Origin of the sequence: Vibrio sp. 10N.222.55.C7 (genome assembly GCF_041473335.1) — a bacterium.
Lineage (GTDB): Bacteria > Pseudomonadota > Gammaproteobacteria > Enterobacterales > Vibrionaceae > Vibrio > Vibrio crassostreae_C.
On the sequence record NZ_JBFRSC010000060.1, the window covers coordinates 28,089 to 53,990 of the forward strand.

The window sequence follows — 25,902 nt, forward strand, 5'->3', positions numbered from 1 at the left end:
AAATCAATTCTAGCTTGGGTTCGCTCCAACCAAGGAGCAAAACTCAGCTTAGTTGGCACAAAATATTAGAATGAGTTATCAGCGAGGTTTACATGGAACAGCTTGCCAAACAAAACAACAATATTGAACAACAAGCTAAAGCCGTTGCTGTTTCAAGCAACTGTAAATATCGAGCTTTAATTTTCAAGGTATTAGAAAGCCTACAATTCGCGACGCTTGAGATCATTGAGCGCGACCAGCATTCAGTATTTGGTGATCGAGAAGCCGAACTGAAAGGTCGAATCGTGATTCATGATGCGACCTTTTTTAGAGATGTCGTTATCAACGGCAGCATTGGGGCATCTGAAGCCTATATCGATGGCAAATGGACCAGTCCAAATCTGACGCGTGTGATTCAAATCATGGCTCGTAACCAAGCCCAATTGGATGAACTTGATGACAAGACACAGTGGATTTCTCGCATCAAAAACCTCGTGCTGCGTCGTAAGAATGCCAACACCGAACAAGGCTCCAAGCGCAACATTCTCGCCCACTACGATATTGGCAACGAGCTGTATGAGCGCTTCTTAGATAGCTCGATGCAGTACTCTTCCGCTATCTACAGCGAAGACGCAGAAACCTTGTCGAAGGCTCAACAAAACAAAATGAAAACCATCTGTGAGCGACTAGAACTGTCTGAGAAAGATAGCGTGGTCGAGATAGGCACAGGTTGGGGCGGCTTAGCCATCTTTATGGCGCAGCACTACGGTTGTCATGTCACCACAACCACAATATCAGATGCCCAACACGCACTTGCAGAACAGAGAGTCAAAGCACTTGGTTTAACCGACAAAATCACCCTGCTTAAAGAGGATTATCGCAACCTTACAGGAGAGTATGACAAGTTGGTCTCTATCGAGATGATAGAAGCGGTCGGCCATGAATATCTACAAACCTTCTTTGAAAAATGTTCGTCGCTACTCAAGCCCTCAGGCAAGATGCTGATTCAAGCAATTACGATTGCTGACAGCCGTTACGATAAATACCGTAAGGGCGTTGACTTTATTCAGAAGTACATCTTCCCCGGCGGTTGTTTACCTTCGGTTTCAGTGATGACCCAACACCTTGCGACTAGTACAGATCTTGTGGTTCAAGAAATTGATGATATTGGCTTGCACTACGCTCGAACGCTTAACGACTGGAACATCGCCTTTGAGAATAGCTGGGAAGAACTTGAGTCTCTCGGCTATTCAGAAGAGTTTAAGCGCTTGTGGATCTTCTACTTCTGTTACTGTGAAGGTGCATTCAAAGAGCGAGTGATCAGCACTCACCATTTAGTCGCAAGAAAGCCTCGTTACTTTGGAGCAAAAGATGAAACGGTTTTGGATTATTAATCTCGTACTGTTTCAAGCGACCTGGGTTTGCAGTGCCTTCTTTACCGCGCAAGCCCCGTTCGTCACACCACTGATTGTAGTGGTTCACTTCCTCCTATCACCGACTCGCAGTAGCGATCTGAAGATACTCATCTTATTACCATTAGGGCTATTACTTGATAGCCTCTTCTTTCACTTCGGCGTGTTTGCCGTCGACTCTGAAATTGCTAATCAATCGTGGTTTCCAGTGTGGCTTGTTTGCCTATGGATCATGTTCTTAATCAGTTTTAACCACAGCCTAAATTGGCTTTTAAAATGCTCAAAAGTGATCTTGTTTGTCATAGGGTTCGTAGCAGGTACTAGTAGTTATTGGGGAGGCATCAAAGCAGGCGCCCTCCTGACTACTTGGCCAGATGCATCGGTAGTTGCTGCCCTTGCAATAAGTTGGGGGATTTTGTTGCCCTTACTGGTGGCCGCCTACTCCAACTTAGTACAACCTAAAATGGCAATATCGAGGTGACTTATGGCTTATCCACGCAATCCGACACAAACGTTCAAACCTGAGAGCGATATTGTTCGCGCTCATCAGCAAGCAAAAAACACACTTCTAAGCTTTATCACTCTCTCGTTAATTTTTGCTGCGCTGTTATTTTCCGCAAACACTAAAGCCTCTGCGGTCGATGACTTAAATAAACGTGGCCAAGGCGAAATGAGTTACCTATTTTGGACACTCTACTCTGCTGAATTTTATGCCACACCAACCAACTCAGAACGCGCACTGAAACTCGAGTATTACCGCGCTATCGACAGCAAAGACTTAGTCGATGCAACCGAAGATCAATGGAACAAGCTTGGTTACTCAAATAACAGTATTCAGCGTTGGTTGAAGCCGTTATACGCGATGTGGCCGAACGTAGAAGCAGGAAGCACTCTCACCATACGTGTCGCTGAAGATAATGTCAGCCGCTTCTACTTTGATGAGCAACCTATCGGAGTAATCCAAGACAAACAATTTGGCGAAGCATTTCTGGCGATTTGGTTATCTGAGAACACATCCGAACCCGGCCTACGCAAACAACTTTTAGGTTTAAACAAATGAATCCAAAAACAACAATAATAAAATTCGCTCTGGCACTTTTTTCACTCACTTGGCTGGCAGGTTGTGGTTCTGCAAGTTTAGAGGACCATGTCGACACTACGCCAGAGCTCAAGCTTGAAACCTTTTTTGATGGTGAGCTAATGGCTTACGGCATTGTTCTCGACCGTTCTGGTAACCTACTGCGCCGCTTCGATGCCAAACTTATAGCAACTTGGGACGGAGACAATGGAGAGATAAAAGAGTGGTTCTCTTTTGCTGATGGCGAGCGATCAACCCGCGTTTGGAACCTGATAAAAACTGGCGAAAACACCTATTCTGGGACTGCCAACGATGTCGTTGGAACCGCTTATGGGGAGACTCAAGGTTCTGCTCTATATTGGAAATACGACTTAGAAATAGAAGTCGACGGCAGCACTTATGAAGTCGTGTTAGATGACTGGATGTTCTTGATGGACGACAAACGCTTGTTCAACAAAACTGAGATGTCCAAGTTCGGCTTTAAAGTCGGAGAGGTCATCTTATACATCGAGAAGATTTGATGTAACTGCCGTTTCTGATTCTTAGTTTTAAAACGATGACTACATCTACAGTACGTAACAAAACAGCCCACAACGAAAATTGTGGGCTGTTTTGTTTGATCCCTCGAATAGCATACCTGCATGCTCAAGCCATTGTGCTAAGATGCGCCACCAGCATACAAATGGACTAGACTGACACTAAGCAGTCCCCATTTGTTTCGCTAAGCGTAGATTCCCTACCATGAATAATTGAAAAGGCTTTAAAGCATGAGCAAGTTGACCTCAGCGGAGCGTAAAGCTCGCGACAATGAACGTTTCTCACAACGCGTAAACGACCGCAGAGAAAAAGGTGAAGACGTAGTTGCTTACGCACTGACCAACAAAAAAGCTGTAAAATTCCTGACTAAGTCAGAGAAAAAACGTTTCAACGAAACGAGAGCGACTCTGCAAGAAGAGAAGCGAGTGAAAGAACAAGAAGAGCTTAACCGAATCGAAGACGCGTTCACGATCAAACAGTTCGACGACGAATAATCACTTATGATTACTCAAAAGCGCTGGCTCTATGCCGGCGCTTTTACTTGTTAGTTCGTTGTTTTTTAACGCTGTTATTTCTTGCTAAACCCGTCGATTCTTAACGGCTTTCCCCCACTCTCTTAGCTCAGCCTTACCGCTCGACCGATCACCCAAGCTATTAACCTATCAACCTATCAACCTATCAACCTATCAACCAGGCTATCGATCAACTTTAGCCATAGATCTCAGAAAATCTTAGCCTAGCCCCTTACTATCTCGAATCAACTCTACAAATTGAAGACAGTATGATTTTAATTACCGGATCAAGCAGCGGTTTAGGCGCAGCTCTCGCGAAACAATATGCTAACGCCGACGCTCAGCGCGTAGCCATTACAGGTCGCAATGCACAACGTTTAGCAGAAGTGGCGCAAGGCCTACCTGCGAATACCATTAGCCAAGCGTGTGATCTCTGTGACCCGCACTCAGTGAGCGAGTTATTGGATGCGTTACCTGAAATGCCGAAGCTGGTGATCCACAGCGCTGGCAGTGGGTACTTCGGTAAGATAGAACAGCAAGATCCAACCATCATCAGCGACATGCTGAAGAACAATATTGAGTCTTCGATCTTTTTGATTCGCGAGCTTGTACAGCGCTACAAAGATCAATCGGTCACCATCGCTGTGGTGATGTCGACGGCGGCACAAGGTGCTAAAGCGGAAGAGTCCACCTACTGCGCGGCAAAATGGGCCGTGAAAGGCTTTATCGAATCGGTGAGGTTGGAGCTAAAAGGTCACCCGATGAAAATCGTGGCGGTTTACCCTGGAGGAATGGCGACCGAGTTTTGGAATACAAGCGGTAAAGGCATGGATACCTCGAGCTTTATGACCGCGCAAGAAGCCGCTCAGATGCTACAACAGGCGTTGACCAGCACAGAGCATGGATTCGTGTCAGATATCACGATAAACCGCGGCTAGCAGGTAAACAGCTCGCTTAATCGGTAAATAGAGCGACACATTACCAAAGAAATGATTAGAGTAATTATTTGTGAGGGTGAGCATGAAAGTGTGCGACAATGCTCGGCGTAAATTCATATTCAAGGTTTATTATGAAACTTCTAGTTCGTAACCTATCGCGCTCTACCTCTGAGCAAGACATCCGTGTGCTATTTTCTGAGTTTGGCTCAGTAAAAGAGTGCAGCCTAGTTTTAGACCAAGAAACTGGCGACTCAAAAGGCTTCGCTTTTGTTGAAATGCCAGAGCAAGAAGAAGCTAAAGCGGCACTAAACAAGCTGAACTTGTCAAAGCTTGGCAAAAACACGATTCGTGTAAAAGTAGCGAACTCTTAATCGATTCAATGCTTCATAAGCCGCATGGCTTAGCTTAACAGCAGCACAGATGATAAAGCCCGTAACGATATGACGTTTTCCAGCGCAATATCGTTACGGGCTTTTTGCTGCTCGCAATTCTCTTTTCACACGATTTGAATACGCCTACAGACCTTCATGTTCATCAATAGCACGTCTTGCTTCGGCCATTGAACATCCAGATTCCATCACCAGCTGAGCCACAGTCATTGAAGGTGTAGCGGCCAACAGAGATGCCAAACACACCACGGGTTTAGGCAGCACTTTGTCGATTGCAATTGCTATCCAACCGTCTTTTTCATGGGTTAACATCGTTTTAAATTCAACGAGTTGATACTCTTGAGCGACCAACAGCCAATTACGCGAACGACGAACTCGTTTCAACTGACATCCACATTCCGCAGCATTCACCATCACTTGGCTTTTATCACTCACACGATGTACAAAACTATTCAATGGGACGCTAAACATAACTCTCCGCTAATCAATCTATTCCTACCATTCAAGAGCTCTCTACCTATCTCTCAAAACTTTCTAACTGTCACTCAATTAAAACCGTACGTAGGATTACACAGACACAAAAAAACCGCCAGTGATGCACTAAGCAACCTCGCGGTTTTTGGATGTTAACGTGTGTGGTTTACGCTTTAGTTTCTACCACAATGTCCGTTTTTACCGAGTTCGCGATAAAGCAGTTTTTGTGCGCCAAGTGGTGCAGTTTGTCGAGCTGCTTGGCGGTGGGCTTTTTGGTACCTAAAAACACAATTTTAGGGCGCAGAGTCACCTTAGTGACCGATGAGCGGCCGGATTCATCTTCTTCCAGCACACCTATCGCATCATCGACATAAGAGTCAATTACGTACTTCTGTTTTGCAGCAATGCCCAAAAATGTCAGCATATGGCAGCTAGAAAGTGCCGCGATAAACGCTTCTTCTGGATCAACATTCGCTTCCACCGAAAACGGCAGTGGCACAACATGTGGAGAGGACGAAGCAGGCACAGTGACACCACCATCGAACTCCCACGTATGACCTCGACTGTATTGATTGTCGCTAAAGACTTCATCTTCTGCTTTTTTCCAGCGAATGACCGCTCCATATTCAGACATAATTTCTTCCCTTTTTAAAGCTCAATAAATTAACGATCAGCTGGATGATTGACACCATCGTTGGTCACCACATCACCAATATCAAAAGGATTCACCCCTTCCAAACAGCCGATGTTAAAACCGTATTCGTTTGGGCTAGAACGGCGCTGATGATGGGTATAGATACCGCAGTTTGAGCAGAAGTAATGCTTCGCGGTATTGGTATTGAATTGGTAAAGCTTGAGATGCTCTGCACCTTTAAGGATCTTGATGCCATCCAGCGCAACAGAGCCCACAATCGCTCCCCTGCGACGACAGATCGAGCAATCACAGCGGCGTGGTTTTTCTATCCCGTTAGGTAACCTGAGCTCTAGTTCAACCGCACCGCAATGGCAGGTTGCCTTGTGAAAAGGTTGGATAACCGTATCTCCGACGACTTTCATTTTTCTCTCCAATCACATCCTTATGTTGGTCGTATCATAACCAGTTCAATGTTCTCTGTCCGTACCCGGGTGTTGAGTTCGAGAGATCTGTCATGCGCTGCTTCTCGGCTAATCTAACTAGACTTTTCAACCAAATCGCCAAACCGCTCAAACAAGAAATCAAGAAACAACCGGATACGCTTGGGCTGATATTTCTTGCTGATGTACACCACATTCAAATCGGCACTCGACACCGACATCGCGGTGTTGAAGTTCTTCATGTAGCCATTAAGCAGCGTCACAAGGCGCTGGTTATTGATGTCGCCTTGCACATCCAGTACCGATTTAAGAGCAATGCCCTCGCCTTTTAATGCCCAGTAGCGAATCACTTCGCCATCGTCTGAAAATCGCTTTGGAACAACAGTAATCGACTTCTTCATATCATGATCTTGGAAGTGCCATGTCTTGAGCTCTTCATTGCTGCGCAGCATGGCTAAACAATCGTGATCAACCAAATCTTGTGGTGTTAACGGTGTTCCATGCTTGGCAAGATATTCAGGAGAAGCACACAGCACACGTCGGCTTGGTGACAAGCGTCTGGATATCAAACTGCTGTCGACCAATTCACCATAACGGACCACGATATCCATGCCAGATTCAGCAATGTTCGAGAGGTTATCGTTCAAGTAGAGGTAAGGGATCACGTCGGGATATTGCTGACAGAACTCAGAGAGAATCGGAAGAATGTACTGCTTTCCGATGTCTTTCGGCGCGGCGATTTTGAGTGGACCTTTGACCTCTTTGACGCCATTTTGGATCAGGTTTTCGGCCTCACTGACATTATCCAATATCTCCAGACACGCCTTGTGATACAGCTCGCCAGAGTCGGTTAAAGACACATGGCGCGTACTTCGATTCAACAACTTCACACCATATCGCTCTTCCAGCGCTTGAAGCCTTGCTGTCATGGTCGCAGGTGATAAACCCAGTTCGCGCCCAGCCGCCGCTAACCCGTGATGCTTAACAATACTGACGAACATCGCCATATCTGAAAACTTATCCATACGATTCTCGCTTCCGTCTCTTCGTCTTACTTCTCGATCTTAATGCTCGATCTGAATACCCAGTCACACTATTCAGGTTAACCGAATAATGAATTTATATTTTAGACAATTATCAAACTTAGTCGAATACATATAATGACAAACATCAACAGAACAACGCAGGAATTCAGAGCATGACTAACGAATCGACTAATCAAGAGCAGCGCACTTTCGTCATCATTGGTGGCACATCAGGCATCGGTAAAGCACTCGCGATGAAATTGAGAAACGAAAACAACACAGTGCACATCGCTAGCCGACATACAGGACTTGATATCAGCAATGAAAAATCAATTTGTGAATACTTTGAATCGATTGGCATGTTTGACCACTTAATCGTAACGGCTGGCTCATCCGCTCCCGCAGGAAAAGTAACAGACGTAGCAACGGCAGACGCTAAGACAGCTTTTGACACTAAGTTTTGGGGCAGCTTAAACGTAGCAAAACATGCCTCACGCTACATGACGCCAAACGGCTCTATCACGCTCACGACAGGCATGTTGTCTCGCAAAGTAGTGGCTGGCACTTACGTAAAAACCGCCATCAACGCCGCGCTAGAAAGCGTAACCAAAATACTGGCGAAAGAGCTATCACCCATTCGCGTCAATGCCGTTAGCCCCGGCCTGACCATGACGGAAGCCTACAAAAACATGGACGACTCTGCTCGTGCAAGCATGTACGACAACGCCAAAAACAACCTACCTGCAGGCAAGGTTGGCGAGCCTTCAGAGGTGGCTATGGGTTACCTATTCGCGATTAACAACCCATACGTAACAGGGTCAATCATCGACATCGACGGCGGCGCTCTACTCGGCTAACACTCCGCAAAGAAGCAAAGAAGCAAAGACATAAAGAACAATCGTTAGGGCGTGTATCTCACGTCCTAACAAACAAGAATTAACACAGGTACTTCACTATGAAATCAGAAGCCATGACACAAGAAAAGATGCCATTCCAAGTTTGGATACTGACACTCGCAGCATTTGCAATTGGCACCGCTGAGTTTGTTATCGCAGGCATTCTTCCACAAATCGCCACATCACTTTCAATCACAGAAGGTCAAGCTGGCTACCTTATCAGTGCTTACGCGTTGGCTATCGTTATCGGCGGCCCGATCTTAACAATCTACCTTGCGCGCTTTAATAAGAAGATAGTGCTGATTGGCTTAATGGCACTGTTCATTATTGGCAACGTGTTATCCGCCTTAGCGCCAAGCTATCCACTTCTACTGGCAAGCCGTGTGATCGCAGGCTTAGTGCAAGGCCCTTTCTATGGCATCGGTGCGGTTGTCGCAACCAACTTAGTGTCTGAAAAAATGGCAGGTCGTGCCGTTGGCCAAATGTTCGCAGGCCTAACAGTCGCTAACGTTCTTGGCGTTCCAGCGGGAACTTGGGTTAGCTTGCAATTCGGCTGGCACACCACTTTCTTTACCGTGGCTGCACTTGGCACGATTGCGATGATTTCTATTCTAACGTCAATCAAATCGACTGGTCACAGTGAAGCAAAAGACATCAAAACTCAGCTGTTAGCGTTCAAAAACCCAATGCTGCTGATCAGCTTGGCAATCACTGCTTTTGCTTGGTCTGGCTTCATGACGCTTTACGGATACCTTGCGCCAATCGCTATGCACATCACCGGCTACGGTCAAGAATCTGTTACTTGGATCTTAGTGATTGTGGGTGTCGGCTTAATCATCGGTAACACCTTGGGCGGACGTTCTTCAGATAAAAACCTAGGCAAAGCTTCAATGTTTTGGGCTGTCGCAATGATCGTTTCATTGGTGGTGGTTGGCCTTGTGGTAGACAACAAAATCCTATTCGTTGCAGCGGCATTTGTCTTTGGTATTGCATCATTTGCGAACGTTCCAGCCATGCAACTTCGAGTGATGAACAACGGTGGCGAAGGCCAAGAGCTAGCAGCAACTGCGAATATCTCAGCGTTTAACTTGGCCAATGCCTTTGGTGGATTCCTTGGCGGCATGGTTCTCGACAGCCAACTAGGCGCAGGCATGATTCCATTCGCAGCCGTTGTTGTCCCAGTGATTGGTTTGCTGCTTATCGCCAAAGCCAACCGAGCGGGCAAGCCACAAAGCAACTCTATTTTCAGCCCAGCAGAAAGCAAATAACGCGATATAGCCCCATACAAAAAGAAAGATCACAGCATTAAAACAAGGTACACACCATGAACAAATTATTCGAAACATCAGAACTGAAAGGCCTAGCACTGCAAAACCGCGTGGTTATGGCACCTATGACACGCGCTCGTACTAGCCAACCAGGAAACGTGCCAAACGACATAATGGCGACTTATTACCAACAACGAGCAAGTGCAGGGCTTATCATCACTGAAGCCACACAAATTTCAGATGATTCCCAAGGTTACTCATTCACACCCGGCGTTTATACCGATGCGCAAATCGAAGGTTGGAAATCAGTCACCACAGCAGCAAAAGAGCAAGGTGCCGCGATCTTCTGCCAACTATGGCACGTAGGCCGAGTATCACACCCTACCTTTCAAAAAGGCGAGTTGCCGATTGCACCTTCAGCACTGGCACCCATAGAAACGCAGGTTTGGATCTCTGATGAGAATGGTAACGGCAACATGGTGGATTGCATCCAACCAAGAGAGATGACCCAAGCAGACATAGATCGTGTTGTTCAAGATTTTGCTAACTCAGCGAAAAAAGCAGTCGAGGCAGGGTTCAACGGAGTGGAAATACACGGTGGCAATGGCTACCTGATTGATCAGTTCCTAAGAACCAACTCAAACAAACGCACCGACAACTACGGCGGTAGCCGCGAGAACCGACTTCGCTTCCTAATCGAAGTGGTTGATGCTGTGATAGAAGAGATAGGTGCCGATAAAGTAGGTGTGCGCTTGGCGCCGTTCATCACCTTCAAAGACATGAACTGCCCAGATATCGTACCAACGATTTTAGAGGCATCGAAGGCACTTCAAGATCGAGACATCGCTTACCTGCACCTATCAGAAGCCGACTGGGATGATGCTCCAGTTATCCCTGAAAGCTTCCGTGTCGAACTAAGAGCCTTGTTCTCTAACACCATCATCGTTGCCGGCAGCTACACACCACAACGCGCCGAAGAAGTACTAAGCAAAGGCTACGCCGATCTCGTCGCATTTGGTCGCCCATTCGTTGCTAACCCAGATCTAGTTTCACGCCTACAAAACGGCAGCGAACTATCAGAACTTGATGGCGCCACTCTGTTCGGCGGCAACGAAAAAGGCTACATCGATTATCCAGTGTTGTAGTGAATCTTAAATTGATAGAACTGCCTTAGATTTTCCTTCAGGCAAAAGAAAGGCTCGCATGACTAGTGCGAGCCTAATGCAGTTTAGGGGGTAAACCACAATCTGATATTAATCTGGGACTAATTATTTAACTTATGAGCCATTATGCACTTGTGCGCATTGATATTCTATTTTTAAATGATTCACTGCAATTAATCAATCGATAAAAGTTAGCGTTTGGTCAATTTAAACCACATAGATAACAGTGGTTTAGTTAGTGATGTCTAGAAAACCATCATAAAACCCATAAAAATCAGATCTATAAGCTTCTCATTTGCCAGTAGCCTTCACCATTAGTGGCGAGTTGGCTGTGTAAATAATCGAGCGTATCTGCGACCGTTCCCGCAATGCCTTGGGGAGGATTGAACAACAGTAAACCACTGCCGATCAGGCGATCATCCCCCTTAGGATCACGAAGGCGAAGTTCCGACTTAATCGGGCTTGGCAGCAAACCATCTTTCACTGCAGTTATACAGTGGTTCAAAATCAGTGAGCTCTTGTCATCCGTGTAGAGCGGGTACCAAATTAGTGCAGATACCTTCTCAGATTGCTGATACGCCTTAACCAAGGCATCAATCACCGCGAGATATTCAGAATCGGTTTCATAGGGCGGGTCGATAACAATCAGGTGATGGTTGTCGTGTTTTGCTATGTCGTCAGGCAGTGCTTTCAAGCCATCGCCAGCGGTAATGGTGAGCTTACTTGAAACATCAAGATCGCGTTGCAGCTTCTCAATGTTGGTTTGTAATAAGTCGGCTTCATCTTGCTGAATGTCTGAAAAATAGAAGCTATCTTGGCTGCGGCCTTGTTGGTAGGTGATGGCTGCAGAACCCGGATAGAGAGAGATAAGTTGGTTCGGATTGTAGTATTCCAGCACCGACATAAAAGAAGCGAATGCCGGAGGAAGATAAGCCTTGTTTCGCCACAAGTACCCAACCCCTTCAGCAAACTCACCAGCATGATTACTTGGTGCAGTGTTGAGGTCATAACACCCTGTACCAGAGTGCGTGTCGATAACATTGAGGCGTGAATGTTGCTGCATTAATGACTGAACAAGTGCACTCAATACTGGATGCTTTAGCGCATCACCATGGTCGCCTACATGACATTGATGTCGATATTCCATTCCCTTGCCTCATTTCTACGAACGTCATCTAAACATACTTCATATCATGAGGGCTTGCCTGCTCAATCCATCGTTTTTTGAAATAGGCTCTCTTTTCTGTAACTGTTTGACTCTTATAAAAAATAAAGCCCCTCGTTTTACTATAAACGAAGGGCTTTGTTGACGTTACTGACTAAGTTGTACTGTTAACCAATAGATAACCTAAGGGTACTCACCCTCAACTTCTACTGGCGCTTTCACTTGGTAGTGACAAGGCTGTAGACCAAGTAGCTTAGGCAGTGTGATACCGACAGACACTGAAGACCACGTACCGCTGACAATACCGACAACCAATGCAATTGCGAAACCTTGCAGTGCCGCGCCACCAAGCAGCCAAAGCGCTGATACGGTGATTAGCGTTGTACCTGAAGTCACCATGGTGCGTGAGAAGGTCGCTTTAACCGATTCGTTAAGCAGGTTATCAGTATCACCGTTTGGATTGCCGCGCAGCATTTCACGAACACGGTCGGCAATGATGATCGAGTCATTCAATGAGTAACCCAAAATCGCTAACACCGCCGCCAATACGGTCAGGTTGAACTCAAACTGAGTAAAAGCGAACAGACCCAAGATGAGCGTCACGTCATAGATGATCGCGGCAAGCGCGCCGAGAGCCAAACGCCATTCAAAACGAACACTCAGGTACAGCATGATCATTAGGAAACACACCAATACCGCCAAGCCACCTTGGTCAACCATGTCTTGACCCACTTGAGGGCCAACCACGCTGCTGTTGAGCACTTTTACTTGGTCGCTTACAGAAGACAAAGCATCCACTAAGTTTGGCTGTGGAGCGTCTGTCAGTTGGCTATAACGGATTGTCCAGCGATCCTGTTCTGCCATACCAACCACTTGCACATCTTGTTGGAAGGCCGTATCAAGTTTTGTTTTTAACGCATCTTTGGTGACTTGATCAGAGAGCTGAACCTCAGCAACCACACCACCTGTGAAGTCCAAGCCCCAGTTAAAACCTTTCACCGCCACCAGCATCACAGAGCTCATGAACAGCACAATAGATATCGCAGACATCACCTTACGAAGGCGAGTCATATTCTTATCCGAAATATAGCTATTTGAAAAATAGCGGTCTGAAATAGTCATTTTTGAAGTACTCATGCTTAAATCCTTACATCGTGGCGTTGGTCACGCCCCCAAACCAAATTGATGATCGCTCGTGAAGCAAAAATGCCCGTGAACATACTGGTTAGAAGACCTAAGCCTAGAGTCAGAGCGAAGCCCTGAATCGGTCCATTACCAATGGTGTATAGAGCTACAGCAACGATCATGGTGGTGACGTTAGCATCGAAAATTGACGAGAATGCGCTATCGAAACCACGATCGATAGAGCTAGCAAAGCTGCGCCCTTCTTTCATCTTGTCTCGAATACGCTCGAAGATAAGCACGTTAGTGTCTACCGCCATACCGACGGTCAGTACCAAGCCCGCAATACCCGGCAGAGTTAACACCGCACCCGGTAGCAAGGCAATCAAACCAAACAACGTGGTCATGTTAACCACCAATGCACAGTTCGCGACCCAACCTAAGCGGCGGTACCATAGCGCCATAAACGTTAGCGTAAGGCCAAGACCAAGTGCCAAAGCAGCAAAGCCGTTGGTTACATTTTCAGCACCCAAAGATGGGCCAATAGTACGTTCTTCAATGATGGTCACAGGCGCAGTCAATGACCCCGCACGCAACAGTAACGCAAGCTCTTGTGCGTCTGCCAAACTGCCTGCGCCAGTGATTCTGAAGCGGCTACCCAGTTGAGATTGGATGTTTGCCACACTAATCACTTCACTGTCTTGCTTGCTGTTGCCCGCTCTATCGCGGCTATATTCGCTGTACACCGTTGCCATTGGCTTACCGATGTTATGACGTGAGAACTCAGACATTTTCTTACCACCAGAAGAATCCAGCGTAATGTTGACTTCTGCACTGCCCATCTCACCAATGCCACTGCGAGCATCAATAATGTGTTCGCCACTCAACACAGCCTTGCGGTCGACGACCACACGGTTGCCGTCTGAATCTTTCAGGGTTTGAGTACTGCGAGTGGCATTGTCGTACACCGAATAGAACGCCAATGATGCCGTTGCACCAATCACGTCTTTCGCTGCAGCAGGGTCTTGTACACCCGGCAACTCGATACGGATACGGCTTTCACCTTGGCGTTGAATCGATGCCTCCGTGATGCCTAGCTCTTCAATACGGCTGCGCATGATTTGCAGGTTTTGTTGAACCGTAAGGTTGCGTAGCGTTCTTTGCTCTTCTTCAGACTGAGTTAACGTTAGCGACTTGTCTGAGCGGTTACGTAGCCATTGTGGGAACTCTTGACGAATCAGCTTCTGGGCTTTTTCGAAATCGGCGTCGGTACGGAAATCAAACTGAACTTGGTTGTTCACCACTTTACCGCGGGCATAACGCACCTGACTGGTCACCTCCTCGACCATCGCTTGAGCTTGCGCGTGATAAACAGGCTCCATATCCACTTCTAACAGGAACTGCACACCACCACGTAAATCAAGGCCTAACTGAATCGGCGCAAAGCCCATGTCAGTTAGCCATTTAGGTGCTGCTGGTTCCATCGCTAGCGCAACCGTCGCGTTGTCCAATAGGCGCTCATTCAGCACCTCTTTAGCCTTCGCTTGTTGTTCTGCGTCTTCCAAGATTACGACTAAACGTTGGTCTTTTTGAAATGCCGATTTGGCTTGAATGCCTTCGCTCGCAAGGTATTGGGTAATTTGGCTAGCATCGATGGTCTGTTCAGAACGGTTGTTAATTTGAACCGACGCATTCTCGCCATACCAAGAAGGTAAAGCACTCAGAACCATGATGATGATAGTGGCGATAAGCACCACGTATTTCCACTTTGAGTAGTGGTTTATTTGTTTTCTTTGAATGCGTTTTTTCACAGTCAAGATCTCTTCTTTGAACTAATATTTTGCGAACACGAGCAATGGCTAATCGCAACCAGAACAAGCTGATTGAATGGTAGTGATGCTAAAGCTGATGTCGCTATGTTTGTCTTGGTTAACTGGCAAGTTCAATGGGCACTAGGCGACCATCGATACGACCAATTTAGGGTCAAACGATTAGCTAAGAAGTTCTCGGAAATGCGAGTATTGGATGTTGCCCTCTTTCCACCCCGAAAGCCGGGAAGACGGAGAACTCACAATACTGGTCCAGTGCAGCTTGGAATCCAACAACGGCGTGTTGAAGAGCAGGGAAGCCAGTATTGAGGGGGGAGAGAAGTCAATCAGTAGATGATAAGCAGGCTCAAGATCGGCCACGCTTTCTTGCTCGTTACTGAGCATACGTCTGAAGTTTGCTGCTTGAAGGCTTGATTCGGTGTCGTGATAGTTAGAACTGTCACCAGAAGGCACGGTGCCAAACTGAGTCTTATCGCACTCTAAGTAGCTCGACGGATTATCCGTATCAGCTTGTTTACAAAGATCATTCTGTGAAGATTGCTCTTGAGCCGAGTATATTTGAAATGGCTTAGAAGGAAACGAATAGCCGTTAGAATTCACTAAGCCAAAGCTCAGTAAAAACAACATTAAGACTAATCGGGTACCCAGTTTAAGCAATCTAATATCCAAACAACATTCTCGTAGATCGTCAATCTACAATACAAATGAAACGCTGTCTTGATTTAAAACATTTTTTTAGAAAATGATTCGATGCAACCGATTAAGCACCCTCGCAATTTAGATTTACATAGATCTAAAACGGCTTAACAACTGGTGATGGATAGATGTTATGAATAGTAGAAAAACAAGAAAGCCAAGCGGTGCTCGCTTGGCTTTCAGCTGTCTCTTTCTATTGGCTTCAAGCTTTAGGCTTTAGGCTTTAGGCTTTAGGCTTTAGGACGCATGATGTTCTTAACCTTACGGCTATCTTCACCAAAGATGCGTTGGACAAGTTGATTCATGTCTTCCGCAGTAATCGACCTCGCCACTCGCTCAACTTGAGACAAAGCTTCGATATCGTAACCATGAAGTAAATAACGAGACAGGTACCATGCTTGGTCAATAGAGCTCATCTCGAGAGGCGTGAAGTCCGCTTCAAACTGTTTCACGACTGCGTGCATTTCCTTTTCAGAGACGCCTTGTAAAAGGTCTGCAATCACTTTATCGATCGCCACTTCGACTTGGTCAACGTTCTCCGGCGCTACCATCGCCCCGATAACCCACTCACCACTCAGCTCACTATCTGCGGATGATGAATACGTATATGGCGAGTAATCTAAGCTCAACTCTTCACGAATATAAGCATCTAAACGAGCCGCCAGCAGTCGTTCTAGCAAGTTTTCCGTGAAGATATCTTTTGCCGTTACGCCTTGGTCGGTTTCGGCTTCAGGTTCAGAGATGACTCGTAAGATGTACTCTGCACTATTCACATTGTTGATCGCTAAATCAATGCGTGATTCAGATGGCTGCTTGTAAGCCACCTTAAATTCAGGAACCTCAGCTTTTTCTAATGGAATCGAAGCCAAGTATTGCTCAACCAAAGGCTTTAATTCACTTGGGTCGATGTCACCCACGATCACCAATTGGTTATGCCTCATTTGACCAAACAATTGCTGATGAAGATTAGCGACGTCTTCCACAGAAACCGCTTCAACACGTTCTTTATCAACAAAGAGGTGGCCACTGTCTTGACGATAGATATTCTGGTTTCTTGCGCGCTCAAACTGACCGACAGGGCTGCTCAAGAAAGATTCTTGACCTTGTACAAACTCCTGTTTCACTGCCTCTAACTGCTCGGGAACAATTTTAGGCGCAGTTATGAAGGTATAAAGCGCAGCAAACGTATCTTTGAGCCCATCTTTGTTAATACTAAATTCAACACCATGGCGAGTGTTGCCAATAAAGGAATCAGCTCTAATATCTTCACGATCAAAGTACGCTAAAAGCTCAGAACCCGTAAATTCACCCACACCACTTCGAGCGAAAGTAGGTAACGCAACCTCAACCGCTGGGTAAAGGCTCGGATCCAAAGCGGCTTTTCCGCCGAGGCTCATGTACATCACCCCAACATCATCACCCGCCACATAATCACGCAGATACCACATGTCGATACCATTGCTCAACGTCCACTTTTGGATATATGGGTCTACGGACATTTGTTCAGCAAGTACAACCTCGCCTTGCGAGCTAGGTACAGCAAAAGCACTGGCTGTTCCTATCGCAAGCGGCGGAATTCCCGCCTCGCTATACGTGGCTTTTAAGCTATCTAGAGAGTTGATGACCGCAGTTCTGTCTTCATTGTCATCCATCCCAATAACAATAAAGTAATCATCAGAAAGTAGATTCTTGATGTTGTCGTTAATCACTTCAAGGCTCAAGTTAGCGATGAAAGCTTCCAAGCTTGCTTGATAATCTTTCTGTGATTGGACTATTCGATCATTGACTAACGCACTCACTTTGTAATTCGCGTGTTCAACACTGTCCATTTTATCCCAGTTATGCTCGATGTTATCCAGCAAGTCTTGGTAGTAGTACAGTTCGCCAGCAATATCCGTTTCCGAAACACCAAAATCACGCAATGACGCCAATGTAGAAAGCAGATCTTGTTGGATAACTTCACGGTCTCCAGCCGGAAACCCAACACTTATTGACGAATAGTAAAAAGCGCCCATTCGATAACTATCAGATGCAATCCATTGAGTCGGGAACGCGGCATCATTGAACACCGCTTCTAATCGTCGTTGAATCAATTGCTGAGCGGTTTCATCTAACCTGCGTTGATTCTGCTGAGCATGATTTTCAACTATATTTGAACCGCGGTTAAACGTCAGAGTGATGCTTGGCGCTTCTCTTCCTGCGTACTCAACATAATCATCTTCATTGAACGAGGTCACTTTCTGTTTGTCTGGTCTCGGCGTGTCGCCACGCTCCCAGCTAGAAAACTTTTCTTCAATAAGTGGAATCACAGTTTTGATGTCCACATCACCAGAAACGACCAGCTCAACTATTTGAGGTTGATACCAAGTCTGATAAAAGTTGCTGATGCCTTGAGGAGTAGCATTCACGATCGACGATTTAGTCCCTAATGCATCTTGCGATTCGTACGGGCCGCCTTCAACGAAGTAATCATAATATATATCTCCGAATGACTTATCATCGAGGCGAGCCATACGGAACTCACCAAGAACCACGCCTTTTTCTTTTTCGACTTCTGAACTTGATAGATCCAGGCCATCACCAATGTCACGCATCCACGTCAGGGCAGACTGCAATTGGACGTTATCTGGCAAATCTAACTGGTAGACCGTCTCTTCATAAGAGGTGTAGGCATTAATATCAGCACCAAAGCTAGCGCCTGCATCTTCAAATAAGCGAATCACGTCATTTTCAGAGAAATTCTTGCTGCCATTGAATGCCATGTGCTCCAGAAAGTGAGCATAACCTTCTTGCTGATGAGTCTCTTGAATTGAACCCGCGTGCACGACTAAACGAACAGATACGGATTCTTCATGATCTGGATAAACATGGTAGGTAAGGCCATTTTCTAGCTGGCCTGAAGTCCATGCCGGATCCGGCTGGATTGGCGTTTCGGTGGTTTTTGATGTTGAGCTACAGCCAACCAAAGTTAGGCATAGTGCCGTCGCTAAATAATATGTTTTCATAACAACCTCTTAATGTCATTCATCGACAATATACAGATTGAGCTAACGATTATTATTTAATATTGAACCGGATGAGTATCTTTGTGACCTAGATCTTTATTTTATAAATCACTATACGTTATGTAAGATCGCCTGTGCTCGTTTAAAGCAGCGTTTTGATAGAGCCTAATACATCCATTTAAACTCGCTAACTACATCCATTTAAAATCAATGGCTACATACATTTAAGCTAGTTCGCTACATACCCTTAAAGAGCGCTTGCGAAGCGCGGCTGATCGGTAACTTCTCTCCTGACACATAAGCAGACATCTGGCCTGAGAGCCCTTTCTTCACTTTATCAATGGCCGACACTTTAACCACCACCGAGCGATGGATCTGCCAAAACTCATCCGGGTTAAGCTGCGAAATCAGCTCTTTTAATGATACGCGAAGAATAAATTCCTCTAGCAAACCGCCTTGGCCTTTTTTGAATATCGACACGTACTTGTCTTCCGCTTTGAAGTAAGCGACATCATCGACGGCGATTAGGTGAATGTCTTCTCCGACACTGGCTTTGAGCCATGTGAGATACTTTTTCTCCGATAGATAAGGAGGCTGCGTTTGCTGTGACGTCGACTGGGATAGTTGTTGAAGCTGAGCCATTAACACCGTGATATCGGGCTGTTCTGGCGTGGTACCTGTTTGTGTTTGATTGCTCGACAGACGCGCTTGCACTTTCTGACATGTGGCCAGTAAACGCTCTTCATTGATTGGCTTGAGTAGGTAGTCCATCGCATTGTGCTCAAAAGCTTTGACCGCGTATTCGTCATAAGCCGTGATAAACACAATCAATGGTGGCGAATCTAGCTTGTTGAGTTGTTTCGCCAGCGAGATTCCATCCAGCTCCGGCATACGAATATCGAGAAAAGCCACGTCGGGCTTAAGCTGCTGAATACTCTCCATCGCCTCCAAACCATTTTGTGCCTTGCTAACGATCTCTAGCTCCGGCCAAACCTCAGCAAGGCTCTTGTCTAAGTGGTGCCTTAACAGTGCTTCATCGTCTGCGATAATCGCCGTTACGCTCGGCTGTACTGCTGGGTTGTTCATGGTCAGTCCTTTAAATTCACACTGTAAATCATCTATTTTGCGTCACTGTTCGGTGTTTTCTGATCTGTAATTCTAGGCGGCTGCCTCAGTCAACGGTAACAAGATCGTCGAGACTACCCCGCCTTCAGCGTGTTCAGTAATCGTTAGGCTCGCCTTATCACCATACAGGGTTTCGATTCTTTGACGAATATTGCTTAACCCAACACCGTGACCCGTATTCGCAGAAGGCGTTTTCAACCCAGCGCCATTATCAGCCACTTCAATTTTTAGCTGCTGTGCTTGTTGAGTAATACGAATATTTACTTGGCCACCAGCGGCTTTGGGTTCAATACCGTGTGTGAGTGCATTCTCGACTAAAGGTTGAATCAAGAACGGTGGAATCACCTGCAAATCACTAATCTCGTGTGTTTCAATCGAAAACGCTAAGCGCTCACCCAAGCGTATCTTCTGAATATTAAGATAAGCGTCTAACAAGTCGACCTCTTGTGCGATGGTCGATTGCTCGGTGCGACTGTTTTTCAAAGTCACACGCAACAAGTCAGTCAATTTTTCGAGCATCAACTTGGCTTTCGCACTGTCACTCTCAATCAATACATTGATGGTCGCAAGCGTGTTGAACAAGAAGTGCGGTTCAATTTGGCTTTGCAGTTGCTTAAGCTGACTCAGTACCACCACCTTTTCTTGATCGGCCTGACGACGCTTGGCCACTTCCAATTCGTTATCGGCACGTAACTGCTGCTCTCGGGTATAGAAATAGTAATAGCAAACCGAACAGAAGATCACGCCCAATAGCACTACAGATTTAAGGTCCGAGATATTGGCTCCAAAATATCCGTTCAACCAATAGTGCGCGTTCAAGGTACCAAAGGTCATCGCGAACACCATTGAGATACCCACTTCAAGCGTTCGTGATGTCCTCTTGAACAACTTCACTAAGATGAAAGAAGAACCCACTGCGCTGTAACCAAAACCAAAACTGATCGCGAGGTTAACCACAAGGTCTCCGCCCCAAATCGTTTGAGTGGTGATAGCAATGACGAAACAAAACAGAGTGGTCAGCGTGAAGCTTTTTATCCATGAAAACTGACTGTTTGAAGAAGTGTTCATTAAAATCGTCCTTTGATATTTAAAAGAATCATATGACTATCGGGTAAGTTGGCGTAAGCAGAATCACTTTTACCGCCTAGAAAGCGTGCAGCAAGTTCCAAATCCAACGATGAATGGCCATTATCTAAAGCCTGATAGTTGAGCCACTGGGTAGCAATAAAGCCGCCGTCTTGAGGAGACAACATGACGTCGAATGTCGGCGTGATATCTTCGAGCCAGCCATGTGTCGAATCCAGAGACCAGTGAAACATGATGTTGTGTTGAACCAAATTAGCGTGTTGATAACCTTGCGCGTAAGAACCTGCCAACAATGCTGTCATCGGATTAACTGACAAAGACTCGGCACTTTCTATTGCGCTTTGCCATTCAGAGTTGCTCCACGCTCGGCTATCAAACCAATATTCCAGTACCACATTGTGCCCAGTGTCATTCGCCCATGTTAATCCTGCTAACGCTTGATAGGCCTCGCCCTGCTCTTCGAGATAAACAGGTTTAAGCATCGAGTTGGCCTGACTGTAGCCAAGGCTTTGTCGTTGATAGACCACCGAGCCATGAAACTCCCAAGCGAGGTTTAATACTGAAACCAAACTCGCTCCAAGCAAGCCATGGCGCACATCGTCGTAATAAGCGACCCACTGATACTCGTGATCACCTACAAGATTGTAACGACGTAAGCCAACCCCTTGTTGCTGATTCTGCTTTTCGAATTCATTCACGTCTTGCGAAGTCCATGATGAATCACTGTAAAGCAGTGTCCATTCTCCTGTCATATCGAACAGTGACGCAGAGGCCACACCCGCGCCTTCCTCTGCGACAATGCCTACTGGGTTTTGTCGATACGGCTTGATGATGTCTAACGGTCGATAGCCATAACCCACGCCCCAATCCAAACGAACCTTGCCAAGCGTGACATCGAGGTAATGGTCACCGATTACTGAATTCGACAGCTCGACACCACCTTGCCAAAACAACTCACGCACAATGAATTCAGACTCAAAACTCGCGTCTTGTTGTTGAGGGTTATTGCTTAGAATATCGTTGGCTTTCACTGCGAACAGACCAAGCCAATTGTTATATCCAATCTCTAGATCCAGCAAGCCATTTAAAGACTGACGATTATCAGACGCTAAAGGGCTGAATGGCGACTCTCTCGATTCAACGGCTTCTGCACTCAGTTGCCAGTCCCACGCCAAGCTCAGGTCATCCGCTTGAATCGTGTTACTCACACAAGACAAGGCAAGTAAAGTAGCGATTGAAGACTTGATGTGGAATCGGCAATTGGAAGCTTTCATGACGTCCACCTACAGCCCAGACACGCTGTTACGCGATAAATAAGCAGGGTTGTAGTATTTGTCTTCCAAGCTTTGTTCAATCACTTCGCGGTACTCAATCACAGTTTTCTTACTCGGCTGAATCTTATCGAGCAAGGTCATCGACACTACTGTTGGTAATCCATCTCGCACGCCTTCAGTAAACCACGCTTGTTTCGCCAGTTTTCCTGAACGCAGATACAGATCCGCTTTAACTGGAAACGCTCGGTCTGCTGTTAACCACAGATCAATCGACTGATAACTCGCACCCTTGGTTTTCGCCGCGAGCTTTAAGTGATGGGTATCGAGTGTCTCGCCAGTCGGCATCTCAACCTGTTGCTCAGCAACCCACTCACCTTGGTAATCTTCGCTCCAAGTGAGCGTCGATATATCTCCGACCGAAGCTTCACCAAGCAGTTTTTGCATCGGTGTGATACGAATTGGGCGACGAGATTTCGGCATCAACAACCAATAGTTATCCTCAATCATCAGCATCTTTTGACCAGCCTCGACCGCCGACTTGAACACCACTAAAGACTCTCGATTTGGTCTTGTATAGACGTTGTATTCACGGGTTTTGTCCAGTTGCTCGTCTTGATATAACGCCACCAAAGACACTACCTTAGACGCTTGTGCGCTGTTCAAACGGTAGCTGTCTGCCTTAGCAATCATCTCAGTGACTTGTTGTGAATCAACCGCCCAGCTTGGCGCCGATGCTAGAAGCGAAGCCAAAACAGAGCCCAACGCGAAAGCCAAACCCAAGGTATTGAATGAACGAGTTAATCTAGACATAAACCAGTGCCTCCGTGATTGGCTTATTCACGCCTTTGCAAGCAGAGAAATAAGCAGCTAGCAAACATATCGTCAGCACACCTAAAGTGGCGTAACCAACCAATTCCAATGAGAAGTAAATGTTGAGTGGGTAACCTTCGGTTCGACCCGGAGGTGGTGGCATTTGTATATCAACCACCAGTAATAACAGCGACACTAAACCACTCACTAACGCGCCGATCGCGCTGCCAATCAGTGCCAGCAATCCCGCCTCTTTTAAGAAGCCTGCCACGATTTCAGAAGGGTAACTGCCGAGTGCCGACAAGGTTCCAATTTCACGAGTGCGTTCCGTCACCGACATGGTCATAGTATTAAACAGCGACACAAACACCACCAACGCCATCACTGCGCCCATGATGCCGAAGATCCGGTCGTAAAGATCTTTAACCTTGGTGTAGAAAAACGCGCGATCTTGCCATGGGGTGATCTCGATCTCTGTGCCTTGATCGTTTTGGCTAGCGCTATTTCGATCTAAAGCAGTTTGGATACGCTGTTGAACGGTCGAGGTCTTGCTTGTTTCAAATAGAAACACCGACAAGGTACTGACTTTGTCTGACGCTAAAAGCTCTTGGGCAGTGGTGATGTGTACGTATAACTGACGCTTATCCAGCTCAGGCACTCCTGTCGAGTAAATACCCTGCACCTTAAAATCAAAAGCGTTCAATGCGCCGTCACTGGTAGTCGCGAGCAGTGTCACCCAATCGCCAACGGCAACTTTGAGATTACGAGCAAGGTCAGTTCCCAGCATCACTTGTGGCTCTTGGCTGTCGTATCTTGGCGATTTCACATCCGAGAGGGTCTGACCGCTGCGCACATCTAAGAAAGGACCTTTCATGTCGAACTCACGCTCATTGACACCCGTTCCCATAAAAATGGTCGATTTGCTGCCGTTAGAAACCAAGCCGCTAAAATAGACCCTAGGCTGCACACCACGCACGTCGCTGTCGCCAATAATGCTCTTGGTTAGGGCTTGAACATTGTCTAGACCATTACTCAGCGGCATGTCTTCATCTTGCTCAAAATATCCCGGCGTACTCAAAGTAAGATGACCAGTATCGCGCGCGGTCGATTCACGCAGAGATTCATAGGTATAAAGCCCATAACCTCCAGCCGAGGTCAGCGCAAATACGGCAATTGCGATGATCAATACCGAAAGCAGACTACGGCGACCGTTTCTCAATAAATTAAGCCACGCCAAACGCACCGAGGTAGGAAGCAAAAAAGTGCTCATTCTTTGTGTTAACTTGCCCATGAGATTGCCTCCATTGCTGTGGCTTGTAGTGCCAGTTGACCATCGATAAGTTCAATGACTCGGTCACAACGCTGCGCCATTCTTGGGTCATGCGTTGCGACAATAAAGGTGGTGCCCATTTCATGGCCGAGCTCTTTCATAATGTCGATCACAAGGTTGGCGGTGTGACTGTCTAAGCTAGCGGTCGGCTCATCGGCAATGACTAAGCTTGGGTTGTGGATTAGCGCTCTGGCTATCGCGACACGTTGCTGCTGGCCGCCTGAAAGATTGTCTGGGCGATGATGTACATATTCGCCTAGCCCAACACGCTCCAACATCTCTTGTGCTCTGGTCTGCTGTTCTTGTTTCGAACATTGGTTCAACATCAATGGGTAGGCCACGTTCTCAAGTGCCGTCATCACTGGAACCAGATTGAAGCGCTGAAACACAAAACCCAGCGACTGACGACGAAAACGCGCAGCGGCGATTTGCTCAGTCGGATACGGTTGGCCATCAATATTGATCTGTCCTCGATAGTCCATATCCAACAAACCCAAAATATTCAAAAGTGTGCTTTTCCCTGAACCAGACGGGCCACACAACGCCACCATTTCACCGCGCCGGATATGTCCATCGACCCCGCTTAATGCATCAACACGTTGACCGCCCGTGACATATGCTTTGCAGATATCTTTAAATTCAATCATTCCTTTGTCCTCCGCTGACCCATAATTTTTAAGCGTTCGCAGTTGTTAATGAGCTTTAGTAAACCGCTATTTGGCTTTCGCTATTAGGGCTTTCGCCGTCATTGTCTCGATGTTGCCAGCATCGGTGTTTTCCATCTTTTCAAGCCACACCTGTGCTTGCTCGAAGTCCTCAGCACGAATCGATGCAGTAATGGCGTAACGGTAAATCCACGATGTCGCAGCGAAATGTTGCTGTTGGAAATCATCTTCCGCGAGTAACGCGAGGAACAGGTCATAACCACGATCAAAATGGTTAAACATGTCTGGTAGCGAGGTGTAAGTCACCGCGGCCATTGCGCGAGTTAAGTAAGAATCTGGCAGCCCTTGAACACGAGGTTGCTCATGAATCGGTTGGTCTTCGTCTTTTAGCAGCACCAGTGATTTATCAATGGTTGATAAGCCTTTCTCCACATACTTCATCTTGTTCCAAGGTAAGAACGCATCACGCCCCATCAGGGTTTCTGTGCTTCCGAGGTAAACCAAGGTCAGTGGTGTCGCTCCGTCTTGTTGTAAGGTTTCGTTAAGGCGTTCATACGCCACCTCAACCAAATCTTCATTGCCTTGCGCGGCTTGGTTATAGATATCGAGCACGTCTGAACTCGGGTTGGCCTGCACCAAAGTGGGTGCGAATGAAACAAGTGCAATCAGTAATGAACGCTTAAGCAGAGAAGCGGTAGAGCCTGAATTAAATGAGTGTGAAGTAGTCATAATTTCTAATCCCTTTCAAATGTTGACGTTGAAAGGTTAACTAGAATTTGTCGCGCAGTTTTACCAATGCGACGAATGGTAATAATGAGGAGTGAATGGTTGAGAGGCGGTGTGAGTGGGGTCTCAACCTTATAGGAACTAGACGAACACTATTCGCATAATTAGCCATAGTTACCTCCCCCTCTAACTCCCCCTCAATCTGGGTTCATCAATATCTCTAGATCTTTAGCAGAGGGGGAGAACTTTCTTTAGCACTGAACATATATCGACACTTTTAACGATCGATGTTCTATTCCTCCCCTCTCCACGATCAGCAAGGGA

Annotated in this window: 26 protein-coding genes; 10 read left to right on the plus strand and 16 right to left on the minus strand. The window is 46.5% G+C overall.

The genetic code is table 11. From position 1 onward, the window contains the following. The first annotated feature begins 92 nt into the window (after nucleotides 1-92). The 7 genes from AB4482_RS20120 (at nucleotide 93) to AB4482_RS20150 (ending at nucleotide 4,827) form a co-directional block, all read left to right on the plus strand. Entirely contained in the window at nucleotides 93-1,373 is a 1,281-nt protein-coding gene (locus AB4482_RS20120) for a cyclopropane-fatty-acyl-phospholipid synthase family protein (protein ID WP_136984027.1), read from the plus strand. Beyond that, nucleotides 1,351-1,872 (plus strand): DUF2878 domain-containing protein, encoded by a 522-nt coding sequence (locus AB4482_RS20125; protein ID WP_060980873.1) that lies wholly within the window; start codon nucleotides 1,351-1,353, stop codon nucleotides 1,870-1,872. The genes AB4482_RS20120 and AB4482_RS20125 overlap by 23 nt, the downstream gene beginning before the upstream one ends. A 3-nt stretch (nucleotides 1,873-1,875) precedes the next feature. After that, a complete protein-coding gene (locus AB4482_RS20130; RefSeq protein ID WP_107898594.1) occupies nucleotides 1,876-2,451 on the plus strand; it encodes a chalcone isomerase family protein in 576 nt (191 codons plus the stop codon). Beyond that, the gene (locus AB4482_RS20135; RefSeq protein ID WP_372181509.1) at nucleotides 2,448-2,990 is read left to right on the plus strand and encodes a DUF3833 domain-containing protein; all 543 of its coding nucleotides are present in this window, start codon (nucleotides 2,448-2,450) and stop codon (nucleotides 2,988-2,990) included. Before AB4482_RS20130 ends, AB4482_RS20135 begins: the two co-directional genes overlap by 4 nt. A gap of 246 nt (nucleotides 2,991-3,236) precedes the next feature. Then, nucleotides 3,237-3,500 carry a hypothetical protein gene (locus AB4482_RS20140; RefSeq protein WP_017061275.1) on the plus strand — a complete coding sequence of 88 codons (264 nt, stop codon included), beginning with the start codon at nucleotides 3,237-3,239 and terminating at the stop codon, nucleotides 3,498-3,500. 287 nt (nucleotides 3,501-3,787) lie between these two features. After that, nucleotides 3,788-4,456, plus strand: coding sequence for an SDR family NAD(P)-dependent oxidoreductase (locus tag AB4482_RS20145; protein ID WP_017065090.1), 669 nt, complete (start codon nucleotides 3,788-3,790; stop codon nucleotides 4,454-4,456). Nucleotides 4,457-4,587: 131 nt separating this feature from the next. Next, complete coding sequence (locus AB4482_RS20150; protein WP_017061273.1) at nucleotides 4,588-4,827, plus strand: RNA-binding protein; 240 nt, start codon at nucleotides 4,588-4,590, stop codon at nucleotides 4,825-4,827. Between the two features lie 144 nt (nucleotides 4,828-4,971). Here AB4482_RS20150 and AB4482_RS20155 read toward each other — a convergent pair whose 3' ends face one another. The 4 genes from AB4482_RS20155 to AB4482_RS20170 all read right to left on the minus strand — a co-directional run bounded on the left by AB4482_RS20155 (nucleotide 4,972) and on the right by AB4482_RS20170 (nucleotide 7,418). Continuing rightward, nucleotides 4,972-5,316 (minus strand): ribosome recycling factor family protein, encoded by a 345-nt coding sequence (locus tag AB4482_RS20155; protein WP_017061272.1) that lies wholly within the window; start codon nucleotides 5,314-5,316, stop codon nucleotides 4,972-4,974. A 169-nt stretch (nucleotides 5,317-5,485) separates the two neighbouring features. Next, nucleotides 5,486-5,953: an OsmC family protein gene (locus AB4482_RS20160; RefSeq protein ID WP_065583947.1), complete on the minus strand. Its 468-nt coding sequence runs from the start codon at nucleotides 5,951-5,953 to the stop codon at nucleotides 5,486-5,488. A gap of 29 nt (nucleotides 5,954-5,982) precedes the next feature. Further along, on the minus strand, nucleotides 5,983-6,375 hold the full coding sequence (locus AB4482_RS20165; RefSeq protein ID WP_372126979.1) for a GFA family protein: 393 nt from the start codon (nucleotides 6,373-6,375) through the stop codon (nucleotides 5,983-5,985). 113 nt (nucleotides 6,376-6,488) lie between these two features. Then, nucleotides 6,489-7,418 (minus strand): LysR family transcriptional regulator, encoded by a 930-nt coding sequence (locus AB4482_RS20170; protein ID WP_102320399.1) that lies wholly within the window; start codon nucleotides 7,416-7,418, stop codon nucleotides 6,489-6,491. Nucleotides 7,419-7,591: 173 nt separating this feature from the next. Between AB4482_RS20170 and AB4482_RS20175 the strand changes: the two genes are divergently transcribed. The 3 genes from AB4482_RS20175 to AB4482_RS20185 all read left to right on the plus strand — a co-directional run bounded on the left by AB4482_RS20175 (nucleotide 7,592) and on the right by AB4482_RS20185 (nucleotide 10,727). Continuing rightward, nucleotides 7,592-8,275, plus strand: coding sequence for an SDR family oxidoreductase (locus tag AB4482_RS20175; RefSeq protein WP_372181511.1), 684 nt, complete (start codon nucleotides 7,592-7,594; stop codon nucleotides 8,273-8,275). A gap of 98 nt (nucleotides 8,276-8,373) precedes the next feature. After that, nucleotides 8,374-9,582: an MFS transporter gene (locus AB4482_RS20180; RefSeq protein WP_372181513.1), complete on the plus strand. Its 1,209-nt coding sequence runs from the start codon at nucleotides 8,374-8,376 to the stop codon at nucleotides 9,580-9,582. Between the two features lie 56 nt (nucleotides 9,583-9,638). Beyond that, nucleotides 9,639-10,727, plus strand: coding sequence for an alkene reductase (locus tag AB4482_RS20185; protein ID WP_372181515.1), 1,089 nt, complete (start codon nucleotides 9,639-9,641; stop codon nucleotides 10,725-10,727). 298 nt (nucleotides 10,728-11,025) lie between these two features. Here the strand turns inward: AB4482_RS20185 and rlmJ are convergent, their stop codons facing one another. The 12 genes from rlmJ to AB4482_RS20245 form a co-directional block, all read right to left on the minus strand. Continuing rightward, nucleotides 11,026-11,892, minus strand: coding sequence for a 23S rRNA (adenine(2030)-N(6))-methyltransferase RlmJ (gene rlmJ / locus AB4482_RS20190; protein WP_017065096.1), 867 nt, complete (start codon nucleotides 11,890-11,892; stop codon nucleotides 11,026-11,028). A gap of 201 nt (nucleotides 11,893-12,093) precedes the next feature. Next, complete coding sequence (secF, locus tag AB4482_RS20195; protein WP_017061264.1) at nucleotides 12,094-13,047, minus strand: protein translocase subunit SecF; 954 nt, start codon at nucleotides 13,045-13,047, stop codon at nucleotides 12,094-12,096. 2 nt (nucleotides 13,048-13,049) lie between these two features. Further along, a complete protein-coding gene (gene secD / locus AB4482_RS20200) occupies nucleotides 13,050-14,849 on the minus strand; it encodes a protein translocase subunit SecD (RefSeq protein WP_102320393.1) in 1,800 nt (599 codons plus the stop codon). Nucleotides 14,850-15,023: 174 nt separating this feature from the next. Continuing rightward, nucleotides 15,024-15,488: a hypothetical protein gene (locus AB4482_RS20205; protein WP_102320392.1), complete on the minus strand. Its 465-nt coding sequence runs from the start codon at nucleotides 15,486-15,488 to the stop codon at nucleotides 15,024-15,026. Nucleotides 15,489-15,787: 299 nt separating this feature from the next. Continuing rightward, nucleotides 15,788-18,562, minus strand: a complete 2,775-nt coding sequence (locus AB4482_RS20210; protein ID WP_372181517.1) for a M16 family metallopeptidase — start codon at nucleotides 18,560-18,562, stop codon at nucleotides 15,788-15,790. Nucleotides 18,563-18,799: 237 nt separating this feature from the next. Next, on the minus strand, nucleotides 18,800-19,648 hold the full coding sequence (locus AB4482_RS20215) for a LytTR family DNA-binding domain-containing protein (RefSeq protein ID WP_104216089.1): 849 nt from the start codon (nucleotides 19,646-19,648) through the stop codon (nucleotides 18,800-18,802). Nucleotides 19,649-19,720: 72 nt separating this feature from the next. Continuing rightward, on the minus strand, nucleotides 19,721-20,755 hold the full coding sequence (locus AB4482_RS20220) for a sensor histidine kinase (RefSeq protein ID WP_372181519.1): 1,035 nt from the start codon (nucleotides 20,753-20,755) through the stop codon (nucleotides 19,721-19,723). Next, nucleotides 20,755-22,047 (minus strand): hypothetical protein, encoded by a 1,293-nt coding sequence (locus AB4482_RS20225; RefSeq protein WP_372181521.1) that lies wholly within the window; start codon nucleotides 22,045-22,047, stop codon nucleotides 20,755-20,757. Before AB4482_RS20225 ends, AB4482_RS20220 begins: the two co-directional genes overlap by 1 nt. A 9-nt stretch (nucleotides 22,048-22,056) precedes the next feature. After that, on the minus strand, nucleotides 22,057-22,857 hold the full coding sequence (locus tag AB4482_RS20230; protein ID WP_102480245.1) for an outer membrane lipoprotein-sorting protein: 801 nt from the start codon (nucleotides 22,855-22,857) through the stop codon (nucleotides 22,057-22,059). Next, nucleotides 22,850-24,148 carry an ABC transporter permease gene (locus tag AB4482_RS20235; RefSeq protein ID WP_372181523.1) on the minus strand — a complete coding sequence of 433 codons (1,299 nt, stop codon included), beginning with the start codon at nucleotides 24,146-24,148 and terminating at the stop codon, nucleotides 22,850-22,852. Before AB4482_RS20235 ends, AB4482_RS20230 begins: the two co-directional genes overlap by 8 nt. Next, on the minus strand, nucleotides 24,136-24,834 hold the full coding sequence (locus AB4482_RS20240) for an ABC transporter ATP-binding protein (protein WP_372073623.1): 699 nt from the start codon (nucleotides 24,832-24,834) through the stop codon (nucleotides 24,136-24,138). Before AB4482_RS20240 ends, AB4482_RS20235 begins: the two co-directional genes overlap by 13 nt. A 66-nt stretch (nucleotides 24,835-24,900) precedes the next feature. Next, nucleotides 24,901-25,581 (minus strand): hypothetical protein, encoded by a 681-nt coding sequence (locus tag AB4482_RS20245; protein WP_102320952.1) that lies wholly within the window; start codon nucleotides 25,579-25,581, stop codon nucleotides 24,901-24,903. Between the last annotated feature and the right edge of the window lie 321 nt (nucleotides 25,582-25,902).